Here is a 20,586-nt window from a genome sequence, read left to right on the forward strand (position 1 = left end):
CGCCGATGTCGGCGGCGCTCCCGTGCGCATGCGTCATCATGCTGCTCATGAGTGACCCCGAACACATCAGCCCGGCCGGCGGTGGCAGGCTGGCGCACAGCCGGAGGCCGATGACCGGCCGTGACCCGGCGGAACCGGGCCGGTCCGCCACGCCTCTGGAGCTGCTGTTCGACCTGACCTTCGTGGTGGCGGTGGGCACCGCGGCCTCCCACTTCGCCGAGATGCTCGCCGAGGACCACGCCCTGGAGGCCGTCGGCGCCTTCACCCTGGCGATGTTCGCGATCAGCGTCGCCTGGATCAGCTTCAGCTGGTTCTCCTCCGCGTTCGCCACCGACGACTGGCACTACCGGGTCCTGACCATGGTGCAGATGGTCGGTGTCGTGGTGTTCTCCCTCGGCCTGCCGGCGATGTTCCACTCGGTCGAGGAGGGCGAGCACCTGGAGCTGCGCGCCATGGTGATCGGGTACGTCGTGATACGGATCGCCATGGTGCTGCAGTGGTGGCGCGCGGCCCGTGAGTCCCCGCCGTTCCACGACGTGGGGATGCGGAACCTGCGCTGGACCGTGCTGGTCCAGATCGCCTGGATCGTGGTCGGGTTCACGCATCTGACGCTCGCGGTGGCGTTCGTCGCCTTCGCCGTGCTGGGGGTCGCGGAGCTGCTGCTGCCGCTGCTCGCCCAGGGCCGGGCCGACGGCACTCCGTGGCACCCGCACCACGTCGCGGAACGGTACGGCCTGTTCGCGATCATCACGCTCGGCGAGGGGGTGGTCGGCACCGTCGCCTCGTCCGGTGACCTCCTGGGCGGCGCGGCCGGGACGGGCTGGAGCGCCGACGCGGTCGCCGTGGTCGTCGCCGGTGTGGGGCTGACCTTCGGCATGTGGTGGGTGTACTTCACCACCCCGTTCGGTGCCGTCCTGGTCCACCGGCGTCGTCGCGGGTACCTCTTCGGCTACGGCCACATCCCGCTGTTCGTCGGCATCGCCGGTGCGGGCGCGGGGCTGCACGTGGCGGGACTGTACCTGGAACACCACGCGAGGATCGGCGATGTCGCCGTGGTGCTGTCGCTGGCCGTGCCGGTCGGCCTCTTCCTTCTGATGGTCTATCTGCTGCACACCCTGCTGCTGTCCGCGGGGGACAGGTTCCACCTGCTGCTGATCTCGCTGACCCTCGCGGTGCTGGCCGCCGCGGTGCTCCTCGCCGCCGCCGGGGCGGGGACGGCGGTGTGCCTGCTGGTGGTGATGCTCGCCCCGTTCGTCACCGTGGTCGGCTACGAGACGATCGGTCACCGTCACCAGCGGCGGATGCTGCGCGACCTCGGTACGGGGTGAGGCCCGCGCGACGCCCCGTTTCCGTGGTGTCCACGCGGCCGTCGGATGCCGTTGGCACTGCGTGGATTCCGCCGCCGCCGGGGCCCGTTCCACCGGTTCACCGGGGCACGTACGGTACATGTCGCCACGGCGGCACCGGCTTCCCGGGGCCGTACGGCGGTGTGGTGTGCGGGTCTCGTGAGGGTTGTCAAGTGACCGGCCGGTAAGGTGGGTTGCCGCTGCCCGCCTGATACGATCATCGAACTTTCAGCAGGCTGGCGGCGCGTCGTGAACGCGTACGGGGGACAGTCTCTAAGGCCCCATCGCTGAGGAGTTGAGGCTTGGTCCGCCGCGGGCCCGTGCCGTTCGACGGCCCGGACCCGTCCCACGCATGCGCGGATCTGCCGAACTCCCGGCGCGATGCGACTTGAAGAGAGTCTCATGACGTCATTGACCGGGGATCCGCTGCTATGGATCCTGCTTGTGGTGCTCGTCGCTGCGGTGTTCGCAGTGCAGCGGGCCCGGAGAACCAATCTGGCGCTCCGAAAAACGAAAAAGGACCTGGAGGACGGACTGGGCCAGGCCCAGAGCCGGATCGACCAGCTCCAGGGACACATCGCCTCCCTGGACACCCAGCACCGCGGTGACCTCGCGGACGTCCGGGCGGACGCGGAGTCGTCGACCAAGGCGGTACTGAAGTCGGCGATGGGCACGCTCCAGTCGCTCGCCGAGGAGCAGCAACTGCTGCTGGACGGGCTGCTGCAGAAGTACGGCAACGACACCGAGGTGCTGGCGGACCTGATGTCGGTGGACCACACCGGCAGTCAGTTCAGCCGCCGGGCCAAGGGCATCTCGGTGCTGTGCGGCGGATGGCTGGGCCGGCGCGAGGGGGTGGCGACCGTCTACGACGTGGCCCGCAGCGCGCAGGGCCGCATCAAGGACTTCAACCGGGTGAGCATCCACGCGCAGGCCAGCGTCGCCGTCACCAGCAAGGCCGTCGAGCCGGTGGCGGTGGTCCTCGCCGAGCTGCTGGACAACGCGACCACGTACAGCGCTCCGGGCACACCGGTCGAGGTCAACATCCAGGCCGTGCCGACGGGTGTGTGCTTCATCGTCGACGACGCCGGTCTGGGCATGGACCAGGAGACCAAGGACCGGGCGGCGGCGCTGCTGTCCGCCGACGGCCCCGTCGACATCACCGGTCTCGGCGACCCGCCCCGGTTCGGGTTCGCGGTGTGCGGCATGCTCGCCGCACGGTACGGCTTCGCCGTCTCCGTCGGTTCGGTGTCCCCCTACGGCGGAGTGCGCGCAGTGATCCGAGTGCCGGAAAGCCTTCTGGCGGCCGAGGCCGTCACCCCCGCCGAACCCGTCCGGGAGCCCGCGGACCAGGGCGGGGAGAGCGCCCCGCAGCGGCTGGCGCCCGTCCCGGTCGGCCCCTCCCACGTGGTGGGCACGACGACCGGCGGACTGCCCAAGCGTCGCCGGCGCCAGGGGCCCATCTCGGTGGTGCCGGCGCCGCAGGACACGGCAGCCATCGACCAGCAGACGTCCGAGTCGGCCGGCGAGGTGACCGCGTCGCGCCTGGGGGCGTTCGCGCGCGGCACCCAGCTCGGACGGACCAACACCACGGAAGGACCTGACCACCAGTGAACACCGACCTGTCGTGGGTGCTGAACGACGTGCTCGAGGTGCGTGGAGCCCGCCACGCGGTCCTCGTCTCGGGTGACGGCCTGCTGCTGCAGCGTTCGGACGAGATCTCACGCGACGACGCCGAGACGAACGCCGCCGCGATGAGCTCCATGCAGTCCCTGAGCCGGGCGGTCGCCGGTTTCGTCGGGGCGGGGCACGGCATCTGGAAGCAGACGCTGCTGGAGTACGACGGCGGCTGGATCTTCCTCATCGCGGCCGGGCAGGGCGCCTACCTGGCCGTCTCGGCGGCGCTGGACGTCGACATGGAGGCCATGTCGTTCCGCATGCAGAAGACGGTGGCGGCGCTGAGCAAGGCGATGAGCGTGGCCCCGCGCTCGGACAACGGTGCCGGCGTATGACGACGCCCGGCGAGGAAGCACCCGTCACCAGTGACTTCGTCCGCTCGTACGTCATCACGGGCGGCCGGAGCCTGCCGTCCTCGGACGAACTGGCGCTGCACACCTTGGTCACCCTGGCTCCCGAGCGGACGCTTCCGCTGGGAGCCGGCCCCGAGGTCAGGGCGATCTGGGAGCTGTGCGCGGGTGGCTACCTGTCGGTCGCCGAGGTGGCGGGCCACCTCGGCCTGCCCGTCGGGGTGGCCCGGCTGCTGCTCACCGATTTAGCGGAGCAGGGACACCTGCTCCGCCGGGCCGAGCCGCCCCGGGCCCAGAACGTTGACAGAGCGACCCTCGAGAAGGTTCTGAATGGACTCCAATCCCTCATCGGCTGAGACGGCGCAGAGGTCCATCTACGTCTCCAGCGCGGTGACCAACGCCGCCAAGATCCTCGTCGTCGGGCACTTCGCCGTGGGCAAGACGACCTTCATCGGCTCGCTGTCGGAGATCACTCCGCTGCGCACCGAGGAGAAGATGACCCAGGCGTCCGTCCACGTCGACGACCTGCGGGGCGTGGCGGACAAGACCACCACCACGGTCGCCCTGGACTTCGGCCGTCTCACCCTGAGCGACGACCTGGTGCTGTACCTGTTCGGCACCCCGGGACAGCAGCGCTTCATGCAGCTGTGGGAGGACATGGCCCGCGGCGCGCTCGGGGCGCTGCTCCTGGTCGACCCGGGACGTCTGGAGGAGACCTTCCCGGTCATCGACCTCATCGAGCGGTACGGCCTGGAGTACGCCATCGCCGTCAACTGCTTCGACCCCGCCGCCACCTACGGCGAGGCCGAGGTGCGCGAGGCGCTCGACCTGCTCCCGGACACCCCTGTCGTCTACTGCGACGCCCGCGACCAGCAGTCGTCCGCCAGGGCGCTGATCGCCCTGGTGAGGCACCTGCTCGACCGCGCGGCCTGACCGCCCCGCGCCGCCCGGACCGGGAACAGCGGTTCTTCGACCCCTAAGGAAGACTCCATGGACCCCCAAGCACCGTCTGCCGCCACCGTCAGCAGATGCCCCATGCACGACGCCGCGTTCGCCGCCGATCCCCAGCAGGTCTACGACCGGCTGCGCGCCCACGCCCCGGCCGGCCCCGTCGAGCTCGCCCCCGGCACGGACGCCACGCTGGTCGTCGGCCACGAGACGGCGCTGCGCGTGCTGCAGAACACCGAGCTGTTCGCCCGCGACGCCCGCCGCTGGAAGGCACTCAACGAGGGTCGCATCGGCATGGACAACCCGGTGCTGCCGATGATGGCGTACCGGCCCAACTGCCTGTTCACCGACGGTGCGGTGCACCTGCGGCTGCGCAAGGCCGTGGTGGACAGCCTGGCCCGGCTCAACATCACCCGGATCCGGCGTGACGTCGAGCCGATCGCCGACTACCTGCTCGACCAGTTCAGCGAGCGCGGCCGGGCCGACCTGCTCAACGACTACGCCAAGCTGCTGCCGCTGCTGCTGTTCAACAAGCTGTTCGGCTGCCCCGCGGACATCGGTGACACCCTCACCACCGCCATGTCGGCGATCTTCGACGGCAAGGACGCGCTGCGCGCCAACGAGGACCTCACCGCCTGCCTCATGGAGCTGATCGCGCTCAAGCGGCGCTCGCCCGGTGACGACGTCACCTCCTGGCTGATCCAGCACCCGGCCGGGCTGACCGACGAGGAGCTCAAGGACCAGCTGGCGCTGTTGATGGGCGCCGGCATCGAACCCGAGCGCAACCTCATCGGCAACGCCATGGTGCTGCTGCTGTCCGGGACGGACGGCCGGCAGAGCGGCATGCTGATCGAGGAGGCACTCGATCACGTGCTGTGGAACCAGACACCGATCGCCAACTACGCCGCCCACTACCCGGTCCAGGACGTCGATCTCGGTGGCCATGTGGCGGAGGCGAACACGCCGGTCGTCATCTCCTTCGCGGGCGCCAACAGCGACCCCGCGCTCGCCGAGGCCCGCCGCACCCACAGCAAGGGCGCCCACCTGGCATGGGGCGCCGGTCCGCACGCCTGCCCCGCCAAGGACCCGGCGCAGGTCATCGCGATCACCGCGATCGAACGGCTGCTCAACGCGCTGCCCGACCTCACCCTGGCCGTGCCGGAGAAGGACCTGCAGTGGCGGCCGGGCCCGTTCCACCGGGCCCTGGTCGCGCTGCCGGTGACGTTCAGCCCCACGCCGGCCACCCGGATGGCGGCCGCGCTCCAGAACCGGGCCGCGGCACCGGGTGCGCAACAACCGCTCCCGTCGTCCGCTCCGGTACGGCAGGAACCGGTGCGGAAGAAGGGATTCTGGAGCAGCTTCCTGGACATCTTCCGCGTCTGACGCACGGCATGTGACCGGAGCAACCTCCAGGGGTGCATGACAAGGCAAGGGGGAAGGGTAGGTTCCGGCGGTAGTGATCAACAGCGCCCAGTAAAAGGAGCTCTGCGTGACCGCCGTCGGCGACATACGCGGCACCACCACCCACCGCCGAGCCGTCATCTCCCTCCTCCGGCACCTGCGTTCGGCCGAAGGACAGGCCAATCCCCTCCCTGTCTGGGAGGAGTTGCGCGCCCTCGGAGACGTCGTACCTTCTCCCTGGGGCGGCTACTTCGTCACCGGTTTCGAGGCATGCAGCCAGGTCCTGCGCAGCAGGGACTGGCTCGTGCCGGACTTCGCCTGGCAGGAGCGGCAGCCCGACCCGAGTCGCTGGCAGGAGTTGGCCACCCAGGAGTTGACCGGGACCCTGTCCCGTATCAACCCCCCGACGCACACCTGTCAGCGACGGGCCCTGGGCAACCCGTTCGACCGCGCCACCCTGGAGGGCCTGCGTCCCCGGATCGCCGCTCTCGCCTCCGGCCTCCTGGACGACCTGGAGGAACGTCTGCGCAGTGACGGGGAGGCGGACTTCGTCCACACCGTCGCCGAACTGCTCCCGGTTCGCACGGTCTGCGAGTGGCTCGGCATCCCCGAAGAGCACTTCGCGCACATCCTGAACTTCACCCACCGGCAGGCCTACGCTCAGGAGCTGTTCCCCACCAGGGAAGAGCTCGCGGAGGCGGGCCGTGCCACGCTGGAGATGCGGGTCTTCTTCACCGAACTGATCCGCGACCGGCGGGCCCGCCCTGGCAACGATGTCCTCACCGGCTGGATCCACTACTGGGACGCGCGGTACCCGGACGATCGCGCCGCCGCGGACCGGGTGATCTACCACCTCACGATGTTCATCACCATCGCCTCCCTGGAGACCAGCGCGGTCCTGCTGACCAACGCGGTGCGGTTCGCCACCGAGGACCCCGCCCGGGCCGAGTGGCTGCGCGCGCACCCGGAGCACATCGAGGACCTGGTGGAGGAATCCCTGCGCTACGACCCCCCGGTGTGGCTCAACTCCCATGTCGCCGCCGCCGACATCGTCCTCGCCGGCACCCCCATGCCCAAGGACACCACCGTCCACATCCTGTACGGTTCGGCGGCCCATGACCCCCGGCGCAACCCGGATCCGCATGTCTTCGACATCCTGCGTGGCGGCGGCCACATCACTTTCGGCAGCGGCGCCCACTACTGCCTCGGCGCGGCCCTCGCGCGTACCGAGGCCCGGGAGCTGATCGCCCAGGTGCTGGAACGCTTCCCGACCCTGCGGCCCGCCGCACCTCCCGCCTACGACGTCTCCCGGCTCGTCTTCCGCCGCATCACTTCACTGAAAGTAACGACATGAGCACCCGTCCCCTCACCGATCTCCCCGCCGACCGGATACTCAAGACCCTCCGCACCTACCGGCAGGGTCCTCTCCTCACCGTCGAACTGAACGTCCCCGAAGAGGGCAACGCCGTCACCGACGCCATGCTGGAGGACCTCCTCACCGTCCTCGACGACCAGGACCCGGCGGTACGGGTCCTGGTGCTGGCCGCCGCCGGAGACGAGTTCTGTCTCGGCGGTGACCGGCACGAGTTCCCCCAGCACCTCGCCGACGACCCCACCGGCGGCGGCGTCCGTGTCAACGGGACGAAGGCCCTGCGTGTGTGCGAGGCCCTCATCGCCAACCCCGCCGTCACCATCGCCCGCGTCCAGGGCAGGGCCGTCGGCGCCGGCGTCGGGCTCGCGCTCGCCTGCGATCTGCGCGTGGGTGCGGACACCGCGTCCTTCCGCCTGCCCGAACTCGCCCTCGGACTGCCCCCCGCCTGGGGCGGGCTGCTCTCCCGCCTGATCAGCGAGGTGGGGGCCGCCCGCGTGCGGGAGCTGATCCTCACCGCACGTGTCTTCGACGCCCAGGAGGCCCTCGCTCTGTCGGTCCTCCATCGGGCCGTGCCGCGGGACGCGCTCGACGACGCCGTCATGGCCTGGGCCAAACCCGTCCTGCGGCGGTCGGCCTCCGCCCTGCGGGTCACCAAGGCCATGTTCAACTCGCTCACCGCCACCACCCGACTCGCCGACACCTCGGTGTTCGATCCCGAACTCCTGACGGCGGTCCTCACCCAGCAGCACCGGCCCGGCTGACCGCGGGCGTGCCGCTCGGCGGGCGGACGCGGTGATCCGCGCCGGTCAGGTGGACGTCCGCCCGTCGAGTGTCCCGCGCAGGGTGCCGGCGTGTCCCGCGTGCCGCGCGGTCCCGGCGATAAGGCGCATCAGCACCCCGCGCGCGCTGCGCACGGCTCCCGGCTCGTGCCGGGGGCCTCGGGCAGCGGGTGGGTCGCCGACAGGTCGGGCACGGAGGCGACGATCTCCTCGCTGCGGGCGGCGACCCGCTCGTAGCACGCGAGGACGCCGTCCAGGGTGTCGCCGGGCAGCGTCCGGAAGTCGTTCCGGTGCTCGATCGCCCACCGCGGGACCTCGCGGGCGGTGCCGGCCGCGAGATCGGCCCAGGTGACGCCGTCGGGCAGGTCGTGGCGCAGCGCGGAAGGGCCCTCGGTCACGAAGGCCGTCCGCGCCTCCTCGACGGCCGCGACGTGCTTGATCAGCCCGCCCGGGCACAGGGCACAGGGCGCCGGCCGTCGGGCGCGCACCGGCCTGTTCGTCGCTCGGTCCGCGCGCCATGGCGGTCAGGTCGTGTCCTCTTCCCGGGGCAGTATCGACGGCATGCCGAAGACCTCAGCCCGACTGCTCTCCCTGCTCTCCCTGCTCCAGGCCCGCCGTGACTGGCCGGGGGCGCTGCTGGCCGAGCGGCTGGGGGTGAGCCCGCGGACCGTACGCCGTGACGTGGACCGGCTGCGCGAACTCGGTTATCCGGTCGCGGCCTTCAAGGGGCCCGACGGGGGATACCGGCTGGACGCCGGCACCCGGCTGCCGCCCCTGCTGTTCGACGACGGGCAGGCCGTCGCCCTCGCCGTCGCGCTGCGGGCCGCCGCCACCACGGGTGCCGCGATCCGGGAGGACGCGGTTCGCGCCCTGGCCACCGTCCGGCAGGTCATGCCCGCGCGGCTGCGCCACCGCGTCGACACCCTCCGGGTGACCACCGTGGAGCCGTCCTCGGCCCGGCCGCACCCGTCCGTCGACGGCGCGCTGCTCATGACGCTGAGCGCCGCCGTCCACGCCGGCGAAGTGCTGCGCTTCGACTACGCCGCCGCCTCCCCGCCGGAGGGCGCCGCCCGTCCGCCGCGCCGGGTGGAGCCGCACCGTCTCGTCAGCCGGGGCGGGCGCTGGTACCTCGTCGCCTTCGACCTCGACCGCGCCGACTGGCGCGTCTTCCGCGCCGACCGGATCACCCCGCGCAGCCCCACGGGGCCCCGCTTCGCACCGCGCGAGGTCCCCGGAGGCGACGTGGCCGCGTTCGTCACCGGCAGGTTCCGGGGAGCGGACGGCTCCGGCGAGTGGCCCTGCCGCGGCGAGGTGATCCTGGACCTGCCCGCCGCCACCGTGTCCCGCCACGCCCACGACGCCGTCGTCGAGGAGCTGGGCCCCGGCCGCTGCCGGCTCGTCCTGGGCTCCTGGTCGTGGACCGCCCTCGCCGCCGACGTCGGACGGTTCGACGCCGCCGTCGAAGTGGTCGGCCCGCAGCAACTCAAGGACGCCTTCGCGGTCCTGGCACGCCGTTACGCCCGTGCGGCGGCCGGTGCGCCCGGCGGGTGATTCACGGTCCTGAAAAGCCGTTGCCGAAAAGCCGTTGCACCCCCGGGCCGGGCCGCCGGATTCCCGGGCGTCCCGCCTGTACGACCGTCACGGGACGACGGTCCACCACGCCGTCGACACCCGGGAGACGATAGTCGGTTGACGCCGGGGCGGTGGGCCGGGAGAGCATCTGTGGCATGCGAGAGCCTGCTGGGATCCTCACCTTCGACCGGGTCGTGCTGCGCCGGTGGCGTCCGGACGACCTCGACGCCCTGGAACGGGTGATCCACGAGTCGCTGGAGCACCTGGTGCCGTGGATGCCCTGGGCGTCCGACCCGCCCACCCGGGAGGACCTCGCCGATTTCCTGGCCCGGAACCAGGAGCAGTGGGCCAGTGGGCAGGCCTACGCCTACGGGATCACGTCGGAGGGCGCGCTGGTGGGCAGTTGCGGCCTGTACCGGCGCATCGGTCCGGGCGGGCTCGACATCGGCTACTGGCTGCATCCCGGCTGGACGGGACGCGGTCTGGCCACCATGACCGCCTCGGCCCTGGTCCGCCAGGGCCTGCGGCTGGCGGGAGTGCGTCACGTCGAGATCCGTCACGACGCCGCCAACCGGGCGAGCGCGGCCGTGGCCCGCCGCGCCGGACTCACCGAGGCCGGACGCCGGCCGATGCCCGAGGGGCCGACGGCGCCCGGGGAGGTGGGCGTCGAGGTCGTCCGGCGGATGACGGCGGACGGGTTCCGGGCCGGTTCGTGACGGCGCGGGGCCGGGCGCCGTACGGCTCCCGGCGCGGACGCGGGCAGGGGCCCTACGGCTTGCGGGCGATCGCTCCGTACATGGCGATGTCCTCGTCGCGGACGCCCTGTTCGCCGGTGCCGTCCGGGTGCCACTTGTGGACCTGGACGATGCCCGGCTCGACCAGGTCGAGGCCCTCGAAGAACTCGTGGGCCTCGTCGATGGTGCGCAGCCGCATCGGCATGTCGCGGGCCGCGTACTCGCGGGCCACCCGTCCCACCTCCTCGGGGGCGAACTCCGCGGTGCCGATCGTCATGGCCAGGTGGCTGCCGGAGGGGAGCGGCTCCAGCAGGCGGCGGACGATGCCGACGGCGTCGTCCTCGTCGAGGACGAAGTGGACGATGGCGATCACCGTCAGGGCCACCGGCCGGTCCAGGTCGAGGGTCTCCCGCAGTTCGGGGGCGTCCAGGATGCTCGCCGGGTCGCGGAAGTCCGCCTCGATGTACGACGTCCTCCCCTCGGGCGTGCTGGCCAGGAGCCCCTGGGAGAGGGTGAGGACGATGGGGTCGTTGTCGACGTAGACCACGCGTGAGTCGGGAGCCACCGACTGGGCGATCTCGTGCAGGTTCGGGGAGGTGGGTATGCCGGTGCCGACGTCCAGGAACTGGCGCATGCCCGCTTCCTCGACGAGCCAGCGGACCGCCCGGTTCATCCAGTCCCGGTTGGCGCGCATGTGGACGGGCAGGGCGGGCCACTCCCGGGCCATGGCGTCGCCGGCCTCCTGGTCCGCCGGGTAGTAGTCCTTGCCGCCGAGGATGTAGTCGTAGATCCGCGCGGAGTGCGCGTTCTCGGTGTCGATGCGGTCGGCCGGCCATCCGTTCTCGGGCACGGGGTGTCTCCTTCGCAGGTCGTGGTTCTGGGGGCGGGGCGGACGAGCCGCGCGGGTCAGAGATCCTTGCGGATCCGGTCGAGAACGGCCTCGGTCCTGGTCGTGGGCGTCGCCTGGGCACCGGCCCGGTCGAGGGCCTCGCGGTACACCACGACGTCGTCGCCCTTGTCGAGGTAGACGGCGCCGACCAGGCCGTTGAGGTAGACGACGTCGGGCAGTTCACGCGCCCGGAACCGGAAGAGCTGGAAGGACCCGGCGCGCATGGCCGGGTGGGGGCCGTTGGTGAAGGGCATGATCTGCAGCGTCACCTGCGGCAGGCGGTTCAGTTCGACGAGGTGGCCGATCTGGTCCCGCATCACGTCCGGGCCCCCGACCGGCCAGCGGAGCACCGTCTCGTCCATCACCACCCACACCCGCGGTGGCGTCTCGCGCCCGAGCAGTTCCTGCCGGCGCATCCGCAGGGCGATCCGGCGCTCGGTGGCCTCGGCCGGGGCGTGCGGATTGCCGGCGCTCAGCAGGGCACGGGCGTACGCCTCCGTCTGCAGCAGCCCGTGGACGAACTGGCTCTCGTAGGCGCGGATCTGCAGGGCGGCCTGTTCCAGGCTGAGGTAGGCGGCGAACCAGTCCGGCATGACATCGCGGTAGGTGTGCCACCAGCCCCGTTTGTTGGCCTCACGGGCCGACTTCAGGAAGGTGTCGATCTCCTGCTGGTCGGTCACGCCGTAGACACGGAGCAGCTTCTCGGCGTCGGCGAGTCTGAGCCGGGCGACCTTGGCGGCTTCCATCCGGCGGATCGTGGAGTGGCTGACCCCGATGGCGGCGCCCGCCTCCTCGTAGGTCAGACCGGCCCGGCCGCGTAACTCCTCGAGCTGTCTGCCCAGGATCATGCGCAGGACGGAGGGGGCACCGCCCCAGTCGGTCTCCGCGGTCACGCCGTGCCCCCTCACATCGGGTGTTCCGGGCTCACCGTCTCATGCGATCGCCCGGTACGGACACGTTCGATCACTCGTCGGCGGAAGCAGCATGCACGCGGTCAGATGCAATTTTCAACTTGCCGGTTGCGAACCGCCGTTGACGAGTGCCAGAGTGTTCGCACCGTCCCCCGGCCCCGCTGAAGGGCCGTACCGGACCGGCCGATCGACCGCGGCCGGTGGGTGCATGACGGCCCCCTCGTGCGCAAGCAGACGAAAGGCCCATGGAGATGGCTCGGCTCCCCTTACCCAGGCCGCTGCACCACGCCGGGAACGAGCCCTCCTCCCCCGGACCGGCCGGAGGCGAGCCGGCGGCTCCACTCCCCCGGCCGGACGGCCCCGGACGTCTCGTCTCCGGACCCCGCGGGGCCGAACTCCATACGGAGACCCGCGCGTTCGACCTGCCGGCGACACCCGCCTCGGTCCGTACCGCCCGTGGCGGTGTGCGGGAGCTGCTCACCGCGCGGGATGTCCCCGACGAGGTGTGCGACGACGCTGTCGTCGTGGCCTCGGAGCTCCTCACCAACGCGCTCACCCACGCGGCCGGCGAACGGATCGTCTGCCGGCTGCGCGTACGGGCCGACCGGATCCGCGTCGAGGTCGAGGACCAGGCCCGCGGCCCGGAGCTGCCCGTGCTCCGCAGGCCCGGCCCCGACGACCAGAACGGACGCGGGCTGCTCCTGGTCGACGCGCTGAGCAGCGACTGGGGGGTCGGCCGCGCCCCGGGCCGGTACGGCCGCGTCGTCTGGGCGGAACTCGCCCTGCCCCGCGGAGGGCACGCACGGCCCTGAGCGGCGGGCGCCTCCCGGGTGAGGGCCCGGAGCCCCCGGCGTCCCGCGCCGTACCCCCGCGGCGAAGCACGGCGCGCGCACCCGCCCACGGCATCGCCCACGACGGGCGGCGCGTGCCGGGGCAGGGTGCCGGGGCAGGGTGCCGGGACGGCGACCGCCGAAAGCCGCTCACCGGCTGCTTCGCGCCGTCCACACCGTGCCGCGGGCCTCGTACTCGAGCATCTCCTCCAGGCCGACCGCGGCGTCCGCGCCGAGTTCCCGGCGCACCAGCCACAGGGCGAGGTCCAGTCCGGAGGTCACCCCGCCGGCGGTGACCAGGTCGCCGTCGTCGACCACGCGGGCGTTCTTCAGCACGCCGCCCTGCCGCTCCAGGTCGGCCCGCGCCCGGTGATGGGTGGTGCAGGGGCGCCCCGAGGTCAGCCCGGCGGCGGAGAGCAGCATCACGCCCGTGCACAGCGCGCTGACGGTCAGCCCCGGGCGGGTCGCGGCGGCCAGCGCCCGGGGCAGCGAACCCCGCCGGATCTCGGCCCACACACCGGGGTCCTCGCGGCGCGCGTACCCGCCGCCGGGGACGACGAGGAGGTCCGCCTCCTCGGGGGCCCACCCGTGGTCGACGCGCAGGCGGGTGCCGTAGGCGGCCTTGACGGTACGCGGGCCGTCGATCGCCACGTAGCGGGTCTCCACTTCCCGGTCCGCGAAGTGGCCCGAGGCGGAGAACACCTCGTACGGGGCGGAGAAGTCGAGTTCCTCCACACCGTCGAACATGACCACGTGGACGCGCAGGGGTCGATCACGTCCGGGGGCTTCGGAGGTGGCGGCGTCGGCCCGGGTGGCGGCGCCGGCGGTCAGCGTCGCGGCCCCGAGCGCGGTGGTGGCGTGCAGGAGGGTACGGCGGTTCATCTCGGTCGGTACTCCATTTCCCGGTCGGTCATGGGCAGGGGGACGGGCTCGTCCGCCAGGTACGGCGGTGCCGGGTCGTACTGGAGGGCACGGCGCACGGCGCGGGCGTGCTCGCGCCCGTGCAGGTGGCCGACGAGCCACAGGGCACTGTCGATGCCGGCGGAGACGCCCTGGCTGGTGAGCAGGTTGCCGTCGACGACATAGCGGGCGTCCCGGACGACGGTGACGTCGCCGCGTTCTTCGAGCGCCTCCTCGTACTGCCAGTGGGTGGCGACCCGGCGGGACCGGGCCGGGCCGGCGGCGTGCAGCAGGAAGGTCCCGGTGCAGACGCCGACCACCCAGGCGGCGCGCGCGGCGGTGCCGGTGAGCCAGCCGGTGACCCGCTCGTTGCGGGTCTCGGCCTCCCGGGCGCCGTGCCCGCCCGGTACGAGGACGACGTCCAGGGGCGGGTGGTCGCCGAGTGTGCGGTCCGGCAGTACCCGCATGCCCTGGGAACACCGGACGGGCTCGGAGCGTTCGGCGACGAGCAGGACGTCGTCCCTGCCGTCGCGCAGCCCGGAGGAGGTGGTGAACACTTCCCACGGGCCGGTGAAGTCGAGTTCCTGCGCCGAGTCGAACAGCAGGATTCCGTACGTGGTCATGGTCAGTTGCCCCAGCGCGCGGCGTCGGCCATGGTCTCCATCCGGGTCCTGTGCGGCGGCACGGACCGCTCCCTCAGCAGTTCGGACGGGAGGGAGAAGAGCGGGGCCTTCTCCGGGCGGTGCCGTGCCTGGGCGACGATCTCGTCGGTGAGGGTGGTGGCCATGGACAGCCGCGGATAGGCGGCGTGGATCGCGGCCCCGGTGGCGTCGTCGACGCAGTCGGTGTCCCAGCCGAAGTCCATGCCGGTCCCCTGGTGCACCAGGGCGCACAGGGTGCCGCGGCGCTCGGCGATGCCCGGCGTCGTGTGCAGGGCGACGGCCTCCCACACGGCGTCGACGTCGGCGGCGGGCAGGCCCTGCGCGGTGAGGAACTCCGCGGCCGTGTCGGCGCCGTCCACCTCGAACCGCTGGTGGCGGTCACCGGCCCGGGTCAGGCCGATGTCGTGCAGGACGCAAGCCAGGAACAGCAGCTCCGGATCGTAGTCACGTCCCGGCTTCGCGCCCTGGTGGTCGGCGCGGAGGCGGGCGAACAGCGCGCTGCGGACGCTGTGGTTGGCGGTCGCGGTGGACTCCGTCCCGCGCACCAGGTCCAGCGCGCGGCGGGCGACGGGGGTGTCGGGGAGCGGCGGGACGCCGGCGATCATCACGTCGTTCATGAAATCGATGATCGGCTGTGTCAACCACCCGCGACAGAGGCAGACTTGCCTCCATGCGAGAGGAAACTGCCACCCCCGCCGCACCGCACCGAGTGGCGGTGCTGGTCCTGGACGACGTGCTGCCCCTGGACCTGGGCATCCCGGCCCAGGTCTTCATCGCCGTGCCCGGTGACCCCTATGAACTGACCCTGTGCGGACGGACCGCGGGGTCGGTCCCGACCGCCGCGGGGTTCGCCGTGACGGTGACGGCCGGGCTGGAAGCGGTGCGTGACGCGGACACCGTGGTGGTCCCGGGGTACGCACCGCACCTGCGGGAGCTCCCGGCGGACGTGCTCGCCGCACTGGCCGGGGCCCACGCCCGGGGCCGGCGGCTGGTGTCCATCTGCACCGGGGCGTTCGCGCTGGCCGCGGCCGGGATCCTGGACGGCCGCGAGGCCACCACCCACTGGAGGTACGCCGACGAACTGGCGGCACGCCACCCGAGGGTGTCGGTGGACCCGCGCGTGCTCTACGTGGACGAGGGACAGGTGCTGACCTCGGCGGGCGTCGCCGCCGGCATCGACCTGTGCCTGCACCTGGTGCGACGCGACCTCGGCGCGCGGACGGCGAACCAGGTGGCGCGCTCCCTGGTCTCCGCTCCCCACCGCGACGGCGGGCAGGCGCAGTACATCAGACGGCCGCTGGCCCCCGACACGTACGGCGTCACCCTCGCACCCACCCGGGCGTGGGCCCTGGCCCGCCTGCACGAACCGCTGACGGTCCCCCGGCTCGCCGCGCACGCGCACATGGCACCGCGGACCTTCGCCCGGCGGTTCGTCGCCGAGACCGGCACGACTCCCCTGCGGTGGCTGCTCGCCGCCCGGCTCGACCGTGCCCGGGAGCTCCTGGAGAGCACCGGACTCGCCGTCGACCACATAGCCGACCGATGCGGTCTGGGCAGTCCCTCGAACCTCCGGCTGCACTTCCGCCGCACCCTCGGGACGACACCCACCGCCTATCGCGCGGCGTTCACCCCCACGGCGAACCCCGACGAGGACCACCGGCCCGCCGGCCGCCCCGCCGGCCCGGAGCGCCCCGGAGCCGGCGGGCCCAAGACGCCGTGTGCCCCTGCTCGACGCAGCACAGCGGGCACCCGGTCGGCGCCGGAGTGAGCACGCCACCGTCACGTCACGCCGGGGCCTGCCCGCTCCTCACGGGACCTCGGGCCGACGGACGGCCGCGGGGCCGGGCACCCGCGGAGCACCGGTGGTGCACCACCGGCATCCCACCCGCACCACGATCGGACGAACAGCCGCCCCTGCAGGTCAACGCCCGTCTCTGCGCGGCTTCAAGGGTGCGTTCGGCAGCTCCGGCGCGGGCAGGGGAGCCCCGTCGTATCCGTGCACCTCGCCGAAACGGGTCCCCTTCATCCAGTCCTCGCGAGCCTGGACGATGTCGTCGTGCGACCGGCCGATGAAGTTCCACCAGGGCCCAGGCCGTACCCAAGGACGACACCGTCGCCGGCATACGCGCCCTGCACAACGCCGCCCGCTCCGCCGTCAAGGCCCGCATCGCCGCCCTGAACCAGATCGGCCGGCTCCTGATCACCGCCCCCGAGACCATCCGCGCCAAGTACGGCCGTCTCAGGGGCACGGACAGCGGTGTTCAGTATGCAGACACGCCGAACCGCGACATCACGCCGCGTTCACGATCGCGTCGCGATCCCTTCGTGAACCTTCCATAGCATTCCCGGCGTCCACATCCCTACTAAGGAGTAACATGAGCGCCTTCGCTCTCAGCACCCTGACCGCACTCGCCACCGCGTTAACCCTGACCACCGGTCCCACGGCCCCGGTGACCGTCACGGCCACCGTGGAGACTCCCGCGGTGTACGACGACGAGGCCGGCGGCAACGCCGACGCCGACGACCCGGCCGTGTGGGTCGACCCCGAGAACCCCGGCCGCAGCATCGTCATCGGCACGCTGAAGGAGGCCGGCCTCGATGTCTACGGACTCGACGGCCGCCGTCTGCAGCACATAGCGGCACCCCAGGCCCCGGACGAGGACGCCGAGCCCGGCCGCTTCAACAACGTCGACATCGTCTACGGTTTCGAACTGGACGGCGAGAAGACGGACCTGGCCCTCGTCAGCGACCGGGGCCGCGACCGTATCCGCGCCTACGCCATCGACCCCGCAGCCGTCGCGGCCGGCAAGCCGCCACTGAAGGACGTCACCGCAGCCGACGCCGCACCGGTCTTCGCCGCCGACGAGGCCGGGGTGGACGACCAGCGCACCTCCTACGGCCTGACCGCCTTCACGGACGACGACGCCTACGTGGTGGTGTCGCAGCGCGAGGAGACCCGCCTGCGTCTGCTCCAGCTGAAGGACGACGACGGGCGCGTCGGCTACGAGACCGAGGACACCCTCGACCTGCCCGCCACCTTCGCCCTGCCCGACGGCACCGACTGGACCCCGTGCGCGGACCCCGGTGAGAACCCCCAGGTCGAGGGCATGGCCGTCGACCTGGAGGAGCACGTCCTGTACGCCGCCCAGGAGGCGGTGGGCCTGTGGCGGATCGACCTGGACGACGAGGAGTTCGAGGACCCTGAGCTCGTCGACCGCGTCCGCGAGTACGGCACGCCGTGGACGTACGACGCCGAGGAGGAGGAGTGCGTCCTCGACACGGACAACGACCCCGGCTTCGGCGGTGAGCACCTGAGCGCCGACGCGGAGGGCGTCACCATCTACCACGCCGAGGACGGCACTGGATACGTCCTCGCCTCCAGCCAGGGCGACGACACCTTCGCCGTGTACGAGCGCGACGGGGACAACGGCTACCTCGGCTCGTTCGCCGTCACCGACGGCGCCACCGACGGCGTGCGGCACTCCGACGGCTCCACGGTCGTCAACGTCCCTCTGGGTCGGTCCTTCCCCAAGGGTCTGCTGATCACCCACGACGGCGAGGCCACCCCGGCCGACGGCGACCGCGAGGGCACCAACTTCAAGTTCGTCCGCTGGGACGCCGTCGCCGGCGCATTCCCCGAACCGCTCACGGTCGACACCGACTCCTTCGATCCCCGCGACGCGGACTGACCCCACCCGTCAGCCCGCACCCTCCGGCTCCGCGTCGCCCCGAACCACCGCGCCGGCTAGAGAGGACAGCGGAGCGACGGGACCGGGACGGTGCCGCAACGCGAGCGGTTCTCAGGCGCGGTGGGGGCCGCTGTGAGAACCCCGAGTGTCTTCTGTCAGATGTGCCGTACCGCACATCAGCGGGGAAGCGGCTACTCGAAGTGGACCACGTCGATGACCACACGGCAGGCGGGCGTGACTACCCAAGCGCAATGATCGCTCTCTGCCCCAACTGTCATGCCGACAAGACCCGGAGTGCAGGTCGTAACGAGTTGAGGGAGCGACTTCGGGCTGAAGCCCTGAAGCGGCATGAAACGCGGCGAGGCAAGGACCAGGATTGAAGCCGCTGCCCGGGGCACACCGCCCCGGGCAACAAAAGGGACGCGCCCATTGGGCCGCGTCCGTCGATGGTGCTCACTCACGGCAACTGTGGTTTCGGGTAATTGGTGGTCAGGTTCCGGTGGCGGTCCGTACGTTCTGTACGCACACGAGTTCGGCGGGCGGCGCTGCAGTGCATTGTCAGGTATCCGCAAGGGGCAGGTGCGGGCGGCCAGGGAGTGCTCCTGCGGTACGGGATGGCGTCGGATAGCTCGCTGCGGGAAGATGGACACGTGTTCTCGGATCGCGGTGGTCGATATCTTCAATCTCTCCAGCGTCAAGCCGCGCACGCGCACAGCCATTGCCAGTTCCTGGCCGAGCGGATGCGGCTGCTGGCCGGGTGGATCGGCGCCGGGGACATGGGACTGTGGGAAAGAGCGCAGCACCTTCGGCGCTTCTTCGAGGACGTAGAGGAGCACTACCGGCGGGTGGCGAGGGCGGCGGAGCGGCCGCCGCCGGACGACCGACGCGCTCGGCGAAGCCAACGGCGGGAGCTCCAGGCGACTGTGGATGAAATGCGCCGCAAGGTGGATGAGTTGGACAGAATGATCCTTGGGTTGGAGGTCGAGCACCGCCTTCAGGCTGGCGCGAGCGGTCAGCATCCACCCGAAGCCGACAGCTGAATGGCCTGGTGGCGTCGGCGCCAGGTCCGCCACCACCGTTTGTAAGCCTGGTTGCGGGGCTGTTCGGGCAGAACGAAGTCCCGCAGGATGCGTACGAGTTCGGGGCTGGACAGCGGCACGAGCGTGATACCTGCGACCGTGGCGGGAGTGCCTGCCTTTGCCATGGCCTCAGCGAGAGTGAGGGCAAGGACGACGGTCCAGGCCCAGTCGTACTCGCGGGTGCCCTTGGAGCCGTGCCCGTGCGCATGCGCATGCGCTGCCACTGCTCCGGTCTGACCTTGTTGATCGCGTGGCGCGCTTCCCACCGCTTCCCGAATCCGCAGGTGATCACGTGGTCGGTCTTGACGGCGACCGCGTAGCAGCGTCCGAGCTCGCGGTATGACCTGCGGTGCCGCCGACCGGAATACACCTCGTCACCCGCGAACCACGAAGCGCTGAGGCCGAGTTGAAGAGCGTCGCGGACCATGGCGATGGCCTGCTCGAGCTTCGTGGCGAACATGACCTCCTCCGGGACACCGGCCAGGTCGCGGCGCTCCTCGTCCGCAGCCCAGTCCTGCCGCGGCCCCGACGCAGGTGGCGGAGGACTTCGCTTCGCCGGTCTCGTCGGTGACCAGCACCACGTCCTGGCCTGCGAGTTCACGCACAACGAGGCGAGCGATGTTCTCGCGGGCCTGGTCGTGGTCGAACTTCCCCCTCGACAGCAGATGGTGCATGCGGTGCGGCCCTGGTTGCCCCGCCTGCTGTGCCGGCGTCCAGCAGTTTCGCGTGTCCAGCAGCCCCAGCAGCCCCGCGATCATCGCTGCGGCTGTCGCACGGGGCTCACCTCTTGCGAAACAGCTCGAGATCGTGTCCCTCGACACCTCGAACACCCGCTGCCACGCGACCCGGGCTATCGTGTCCTCCGCGGCCACCGCTTCCTGATCGCTCGTCACAAAGCATCATGATCGCGGTGGCCGATCTGCCGCCCTTACCCGACCCCCACAAGCTCCTGACCTGCACCAACGATGAATCTACAGCTGCGGTGTCCGACTCAGTCGATCACTGGCGGCGCAGGGTGGCGAGGCGATACCGGCAGGCGAAGGGCCCCTGAGCCATCGTCAGCAGTGTGGACGGTCCAGGTGGCGTGGAAAGTACGGCTGTTCGAGCTGCGCGAGTAGGTGGTCATCGTCTTCTCGTTGATGAAGAGACCGTTCGCCACGAGGACGTCGACGGGATCGCGGGGAGGTCTCGTGGTCACTGTCGTGACACTGGATGGACCGGGCGGCTGGTCCACCGTCATCGAACTGCTCGTCGCTGTCGACACCGAGCAGGGGCCGGGTCGGGATACCTGCCCGCCAAGCACACCCCTTGTCGGATTCCCACAAGCGGCACACAGTGTCACGCCAGGGCGGTTGCCACGGGACGAGCCCGTCGACTTCAGACCCGGCATCAGCGAAGCGCTGTAGCGCCGAGGGCGCCTCATGAAGGGGCGAGTGGAGAGGACGCCGCC

At 71.5% G+C, this 20,586-nt stretch carries 21 protein-coding genes and 2 pseudogenes; 15 read left to right on the forward strand and 8 right to left on the reverse strand.

What is annotated here, in order from left to right:
* Positions 1-47 precede the first annotated feature (47 nt).
* From KUM38_RS26145 to KUM38_RS26180, 8 genes are all read left to right on the forward strand, one after another.
* Positions 48-1,328, forward strand: a complete 1,281-nt coding sequence (locus KUM38_RS26145; RefSeq protein ID WP_217132392.1) for a low temperature requirement protein A — start codon at positions 48-50, stop codon at positions 1,326-1,328.
* A 420-nt stretch (positions 1,329-1,748) separates the two neighbouring features.
* Positions 1,749-2,957: an ATP-binding protein gene (locus KUM38_RS26150; protein ID WP_217132395.1), complete on the forward strand. Its 1,209-nt coding sequence runs from the start codon at positions 1,749-1,751 to the stop codon at positions 2,955-2,957.
* Entirely contained in the window at positions 2,954-3,355 is a 402-nt protein-coding gene (locus KUM38_RS26155; protein ID WP_217132397.1) for a roadblock/LC7 domain-containing protein, read from the forward strand. Before KUM38_RS26150 ends, KUM38_RS26155 begins: the two co-directional genes overlap by 4 nt.
* Positions 3,352-3,726, forward strand: a complete 375-nt coding sequence (locus tag KUM38_RS26160) for a DUF742 domain-containing protein (protein WP_030827099.1) — start codon at positions 3,352-3,354, stop codon at positions 3,724-3,726. Before KUM38_RS26155 ends, KUM38_RS26160 begins: the two co-directional genes overlap by 4 nt.
* Positions 3,701-4,303, forward strand: a complete 603-nt coding sequence (locus KUM38_RS26165) for an ATP/GTP-binding protein (RefSeq protein WP_217132399.1) — start codon at positions 3,701-3,703, stop codon at positions 4,301-4,303. Before KUM38_RS26160 ends, KUM38_RS26165 begins: the two co-directional genes overlap by 26 nt.
* Before the next feature lie 102 nt (positions 4,304-4,405).
* The gene (locus KUM38_RS26170) at positions 4,406-5,701 is read left to right on the forward strand and encodes a cytochrome P450 (RefSeq protein WP_217132804.1); all 1,296 of its coding nucleotides are present in this window, start codon (positions 4,406-4,408) and stop codon (positions 5,699-5,701) included.
* A 106-nt stretch (positions 5,702-5,807) separates the two neighbouring features.
* Positions 5,808-7,073, forward strand: a complete 1,266-nt coding sequence (locus tag KUM38_RS26175) for a cytochrome P450 (protein ID WP_217132401.1) — start codon at positions 5,808-5,810, stop codon at positions 7,071-7,073.
* On the forward strand, positions 7,070-7,852 hold the full coding sequence (locus KUM38_RS26180; protein WP_217132403.1) for an enoyl-CoA hydratase/isomerase family protein: 783 nt from the start codon (positions 7,070-7,072) through the stop codon (positions 7,850-7,852). The genes KUM38_RS26175 and KUM38_RS26180 overlap by 4 nt, the downstream gene beginning before the upstream one ends.
* 45 nt (positions 7,853-7,897) lie before the next feature.
* Here KUM38_RS26180 and KUM38_RS26185 read toward each other — a convergent pair.
* Positions 7,898-8,398: pseudogene (locus KUM38_RS26185) on the reverse strand (DUF664 domain-containing protein); the annotation flags it as partial.
* A gap of 33 nt (positions 8,399-8,431) precedes the next feature.
* Between KUM38_RS26185 and KUM38_RS26190 the strand changes: the two are divergent.
* Positions 8,432-9,421: a YafY family protein gene (locus KUM38_RS26190; RefSeq protein ID WP_217132404.1), complete on the forward strand. Its 990-nt coding sequence runs from the start codon at positions 8,432-8,434 to the stop codon at positions 9,419-9,421.
* Between the two features lie 176 nt (positions 9,422-9,597).
* Entirely contained in the window at positions 9,598-10,158 is a 561-nt protein-coding gene (locus tag KUM38_RS26195; RefSeq protein ID WP_217132406.1) for a GNAT family N-acetyltransferase, read from the forward strand.
* Positions 10,159-10,210: 52 nt separating this feature from the next.
* On the opposite strand, the gene KUM38_RS26200 is transcribed toward KUM38_RS26195, so the two are convergent.
* Together KUM38_RS26200 and KUM38_RS26205 are read right to left on the reverse strand one after the other, a co-directional pair.
* Positions 10,211-11,026 carry an SAM-dependent methyltransferase gene (locus tag KUM38_RS26200; protein ID WP_217132408.1) on the reverse strand — a complete coding sequence of 272 codons (816 nt, stop codon included), beginning with the start codon at positions 11,024-11,026 and terminating at the stop codon, positions 10,211-10,213.
* Positions 11,027-11,082: 56 nt separating this feature from the next.
* Complete coding sequence (locus tag KUM38_RS26205; protein WP_217132416.1) at positions 11,083-11,958, reverse strand: helix-turn-helix transcriptional regulator; 876 nt, start codon at positions 11,956-11,958, stop codon at positions 11,083-11,085.
* Positions 11,959-12,221: 263 nt separating this feature from the next.
* Between KUM38_RS26205 and KUM38_RS26210 the strand changes: the two genes are divergently transcribed.
* On the forward strand, positions 12,222-12,788 hold the full coding sequence (locus tag KUM38_RS26210) for an ATP-binding protein (RefSeq protein ID WP_254397732.1): 567 nt from the start codon (positions 12,222-12,224) through the stop codon (positions 12,786-12,788).
* 168 nt (positions 12,789-12,956) lie between these two features.
* On the opposite strand, the gene KUM38_RS26215 is transcribed toward KUM38_RS26210, so the two are convergent.
* From KUM38_RS26215 to KUM38_RS26225, 3 genes are read right to left on the reverse strand one after another with little or no spacing between them, the layout of a single operon-like run.
* Positions 12,957-13,688 carry a DJ-1/PfpI family protein gene (locus tag KUM38_RS26215; protein ID WP_217132418.1) on the reverse strand — a complete coding sequence of 244 codons (732 nt, stop codon included), beginning with the start codon at positions 13,686-13,688 and terminating at the stop codon, positions 12,957-12,959.
* Positions 13,685-14,329, reverse strand: coding sequence for a DJ-1/PfpI family protein (locus tag KUM38_RS26220; protein ID WP_217132421.1), 645 nt, complete (start codon positions 14,327-14,329; stop codon positions 13,685-13,687). The genes KUM38_RS26215 and KUM38_RS26220 overlap by 4 nt, the downstream gene beginning before the upstream one ends.
* 2 nt (positions 14,330-14,331) lie before the next feature.
* Positions 14,332-14,985 (reverse strand): HD domain-containing protein, encoded by a 654-nt coding sequence (locus tag KUM38_RS26225; RefSeq protein ID WP_217132423.1) that lies wholly within the window; start codon positions 14,983-14,985, stop codon positions 14,332-14,334.
* Positions 14,986-15,038: 53 nt separating this feature from the next.
* Between KUM38_RS26225 and KUM38_RS26230 the strand changes: the two genes are divergently transcribed.
* A complete protein-coding gene (locus tag KUM38_RS26230) occupies positions 15,039-16,136 on the forward strand; it encodes a GlxA family transcriptional regulator (RefSeq protein ID WP_254397733.1) in 1,098 nt (365 codons plus the stop codon).
* 153 nt (positions 16,137-16,289) lie between these two features.
* On the opposite strand, the pseudogene KUM38_RS42185 reads toward KUM38_RS26230, so the two are convergent.
* Positions 16,290-16,451 (reverse strand): annotated as a pseudogene (locus KUM38_RS42185) (pirin family protein); the annotation flags it as partial.
* A 292-nt stretch (positions 16,452-16,743) separates the two neighbouring features.
* Between KUM38_RS42185 and KUM38_RS26235 the strand changes: the two are divergent.
* From KUM38_RS26235 to KUM38_RS26245, 3 genes are all read left to right on the forward strand, one after another.
* Complete coding sequence (locus KUM38_RS26235; RefSeq protein WP_217132425.1) at positions 16,744-18,057, forward strand: phytase; 1,314 nt, start codon at positions 16,744-16,746, stop codon at positions 18,055-18,057.
* A 200-nt stretch (positions 18,058-18,257) separates the two neighbouring features.
* Complete coding sequence (locus KUM38_RS43690; protein WP_217132427.1) at positions 18,258-18,437, forward strand: HNH endonuclease signature motif containing protein; 180 nt, start codon at positions 18,258-18,260, stop codon at positions 18,435-18,437.
* A gap of 270 nt (positions 18,438-18,707) precedes the next feature.
* Positions 18,708-19,097 carry a hypothetical protein gene (locus KUM38_RS26245; protein WP_217132431.1) on the forward strand — a complete coding sequence of 130 codons (390 nt, stop codon included), beginning with the start codon at positions 18,708-18,710 and terminating at the stop codon, positions 19,095-19,097.
* Positions 19,098-19,510: 413 nt separating this feature from the next.
* Here KUM38_RS26245 and KUM38_RS43695 read toward each other — a convergent pair whose 3' ends face one another.
* Positions 19,511-20,029 (reverse strand): transposase, encoded by a 519-nt coding sequence (locus KUM38_RS43695; RefSeq protein ID WP_217132433.1) that lies wholly within the window; start codon positions 20,027-20,029, stop codon positions 19,511-19,513.
* Positions 20,030-20,586: the final 557 nt, after the last annotated feature.

Source organism: Streptomyces sp. AC558_RSS880, assembly GCF_019049255.1.
Lineage (GTDB): Bacteria > Actinomycetota > Actinomycetes > Streptomycetales > Streptomycetaceae > Streptomyces.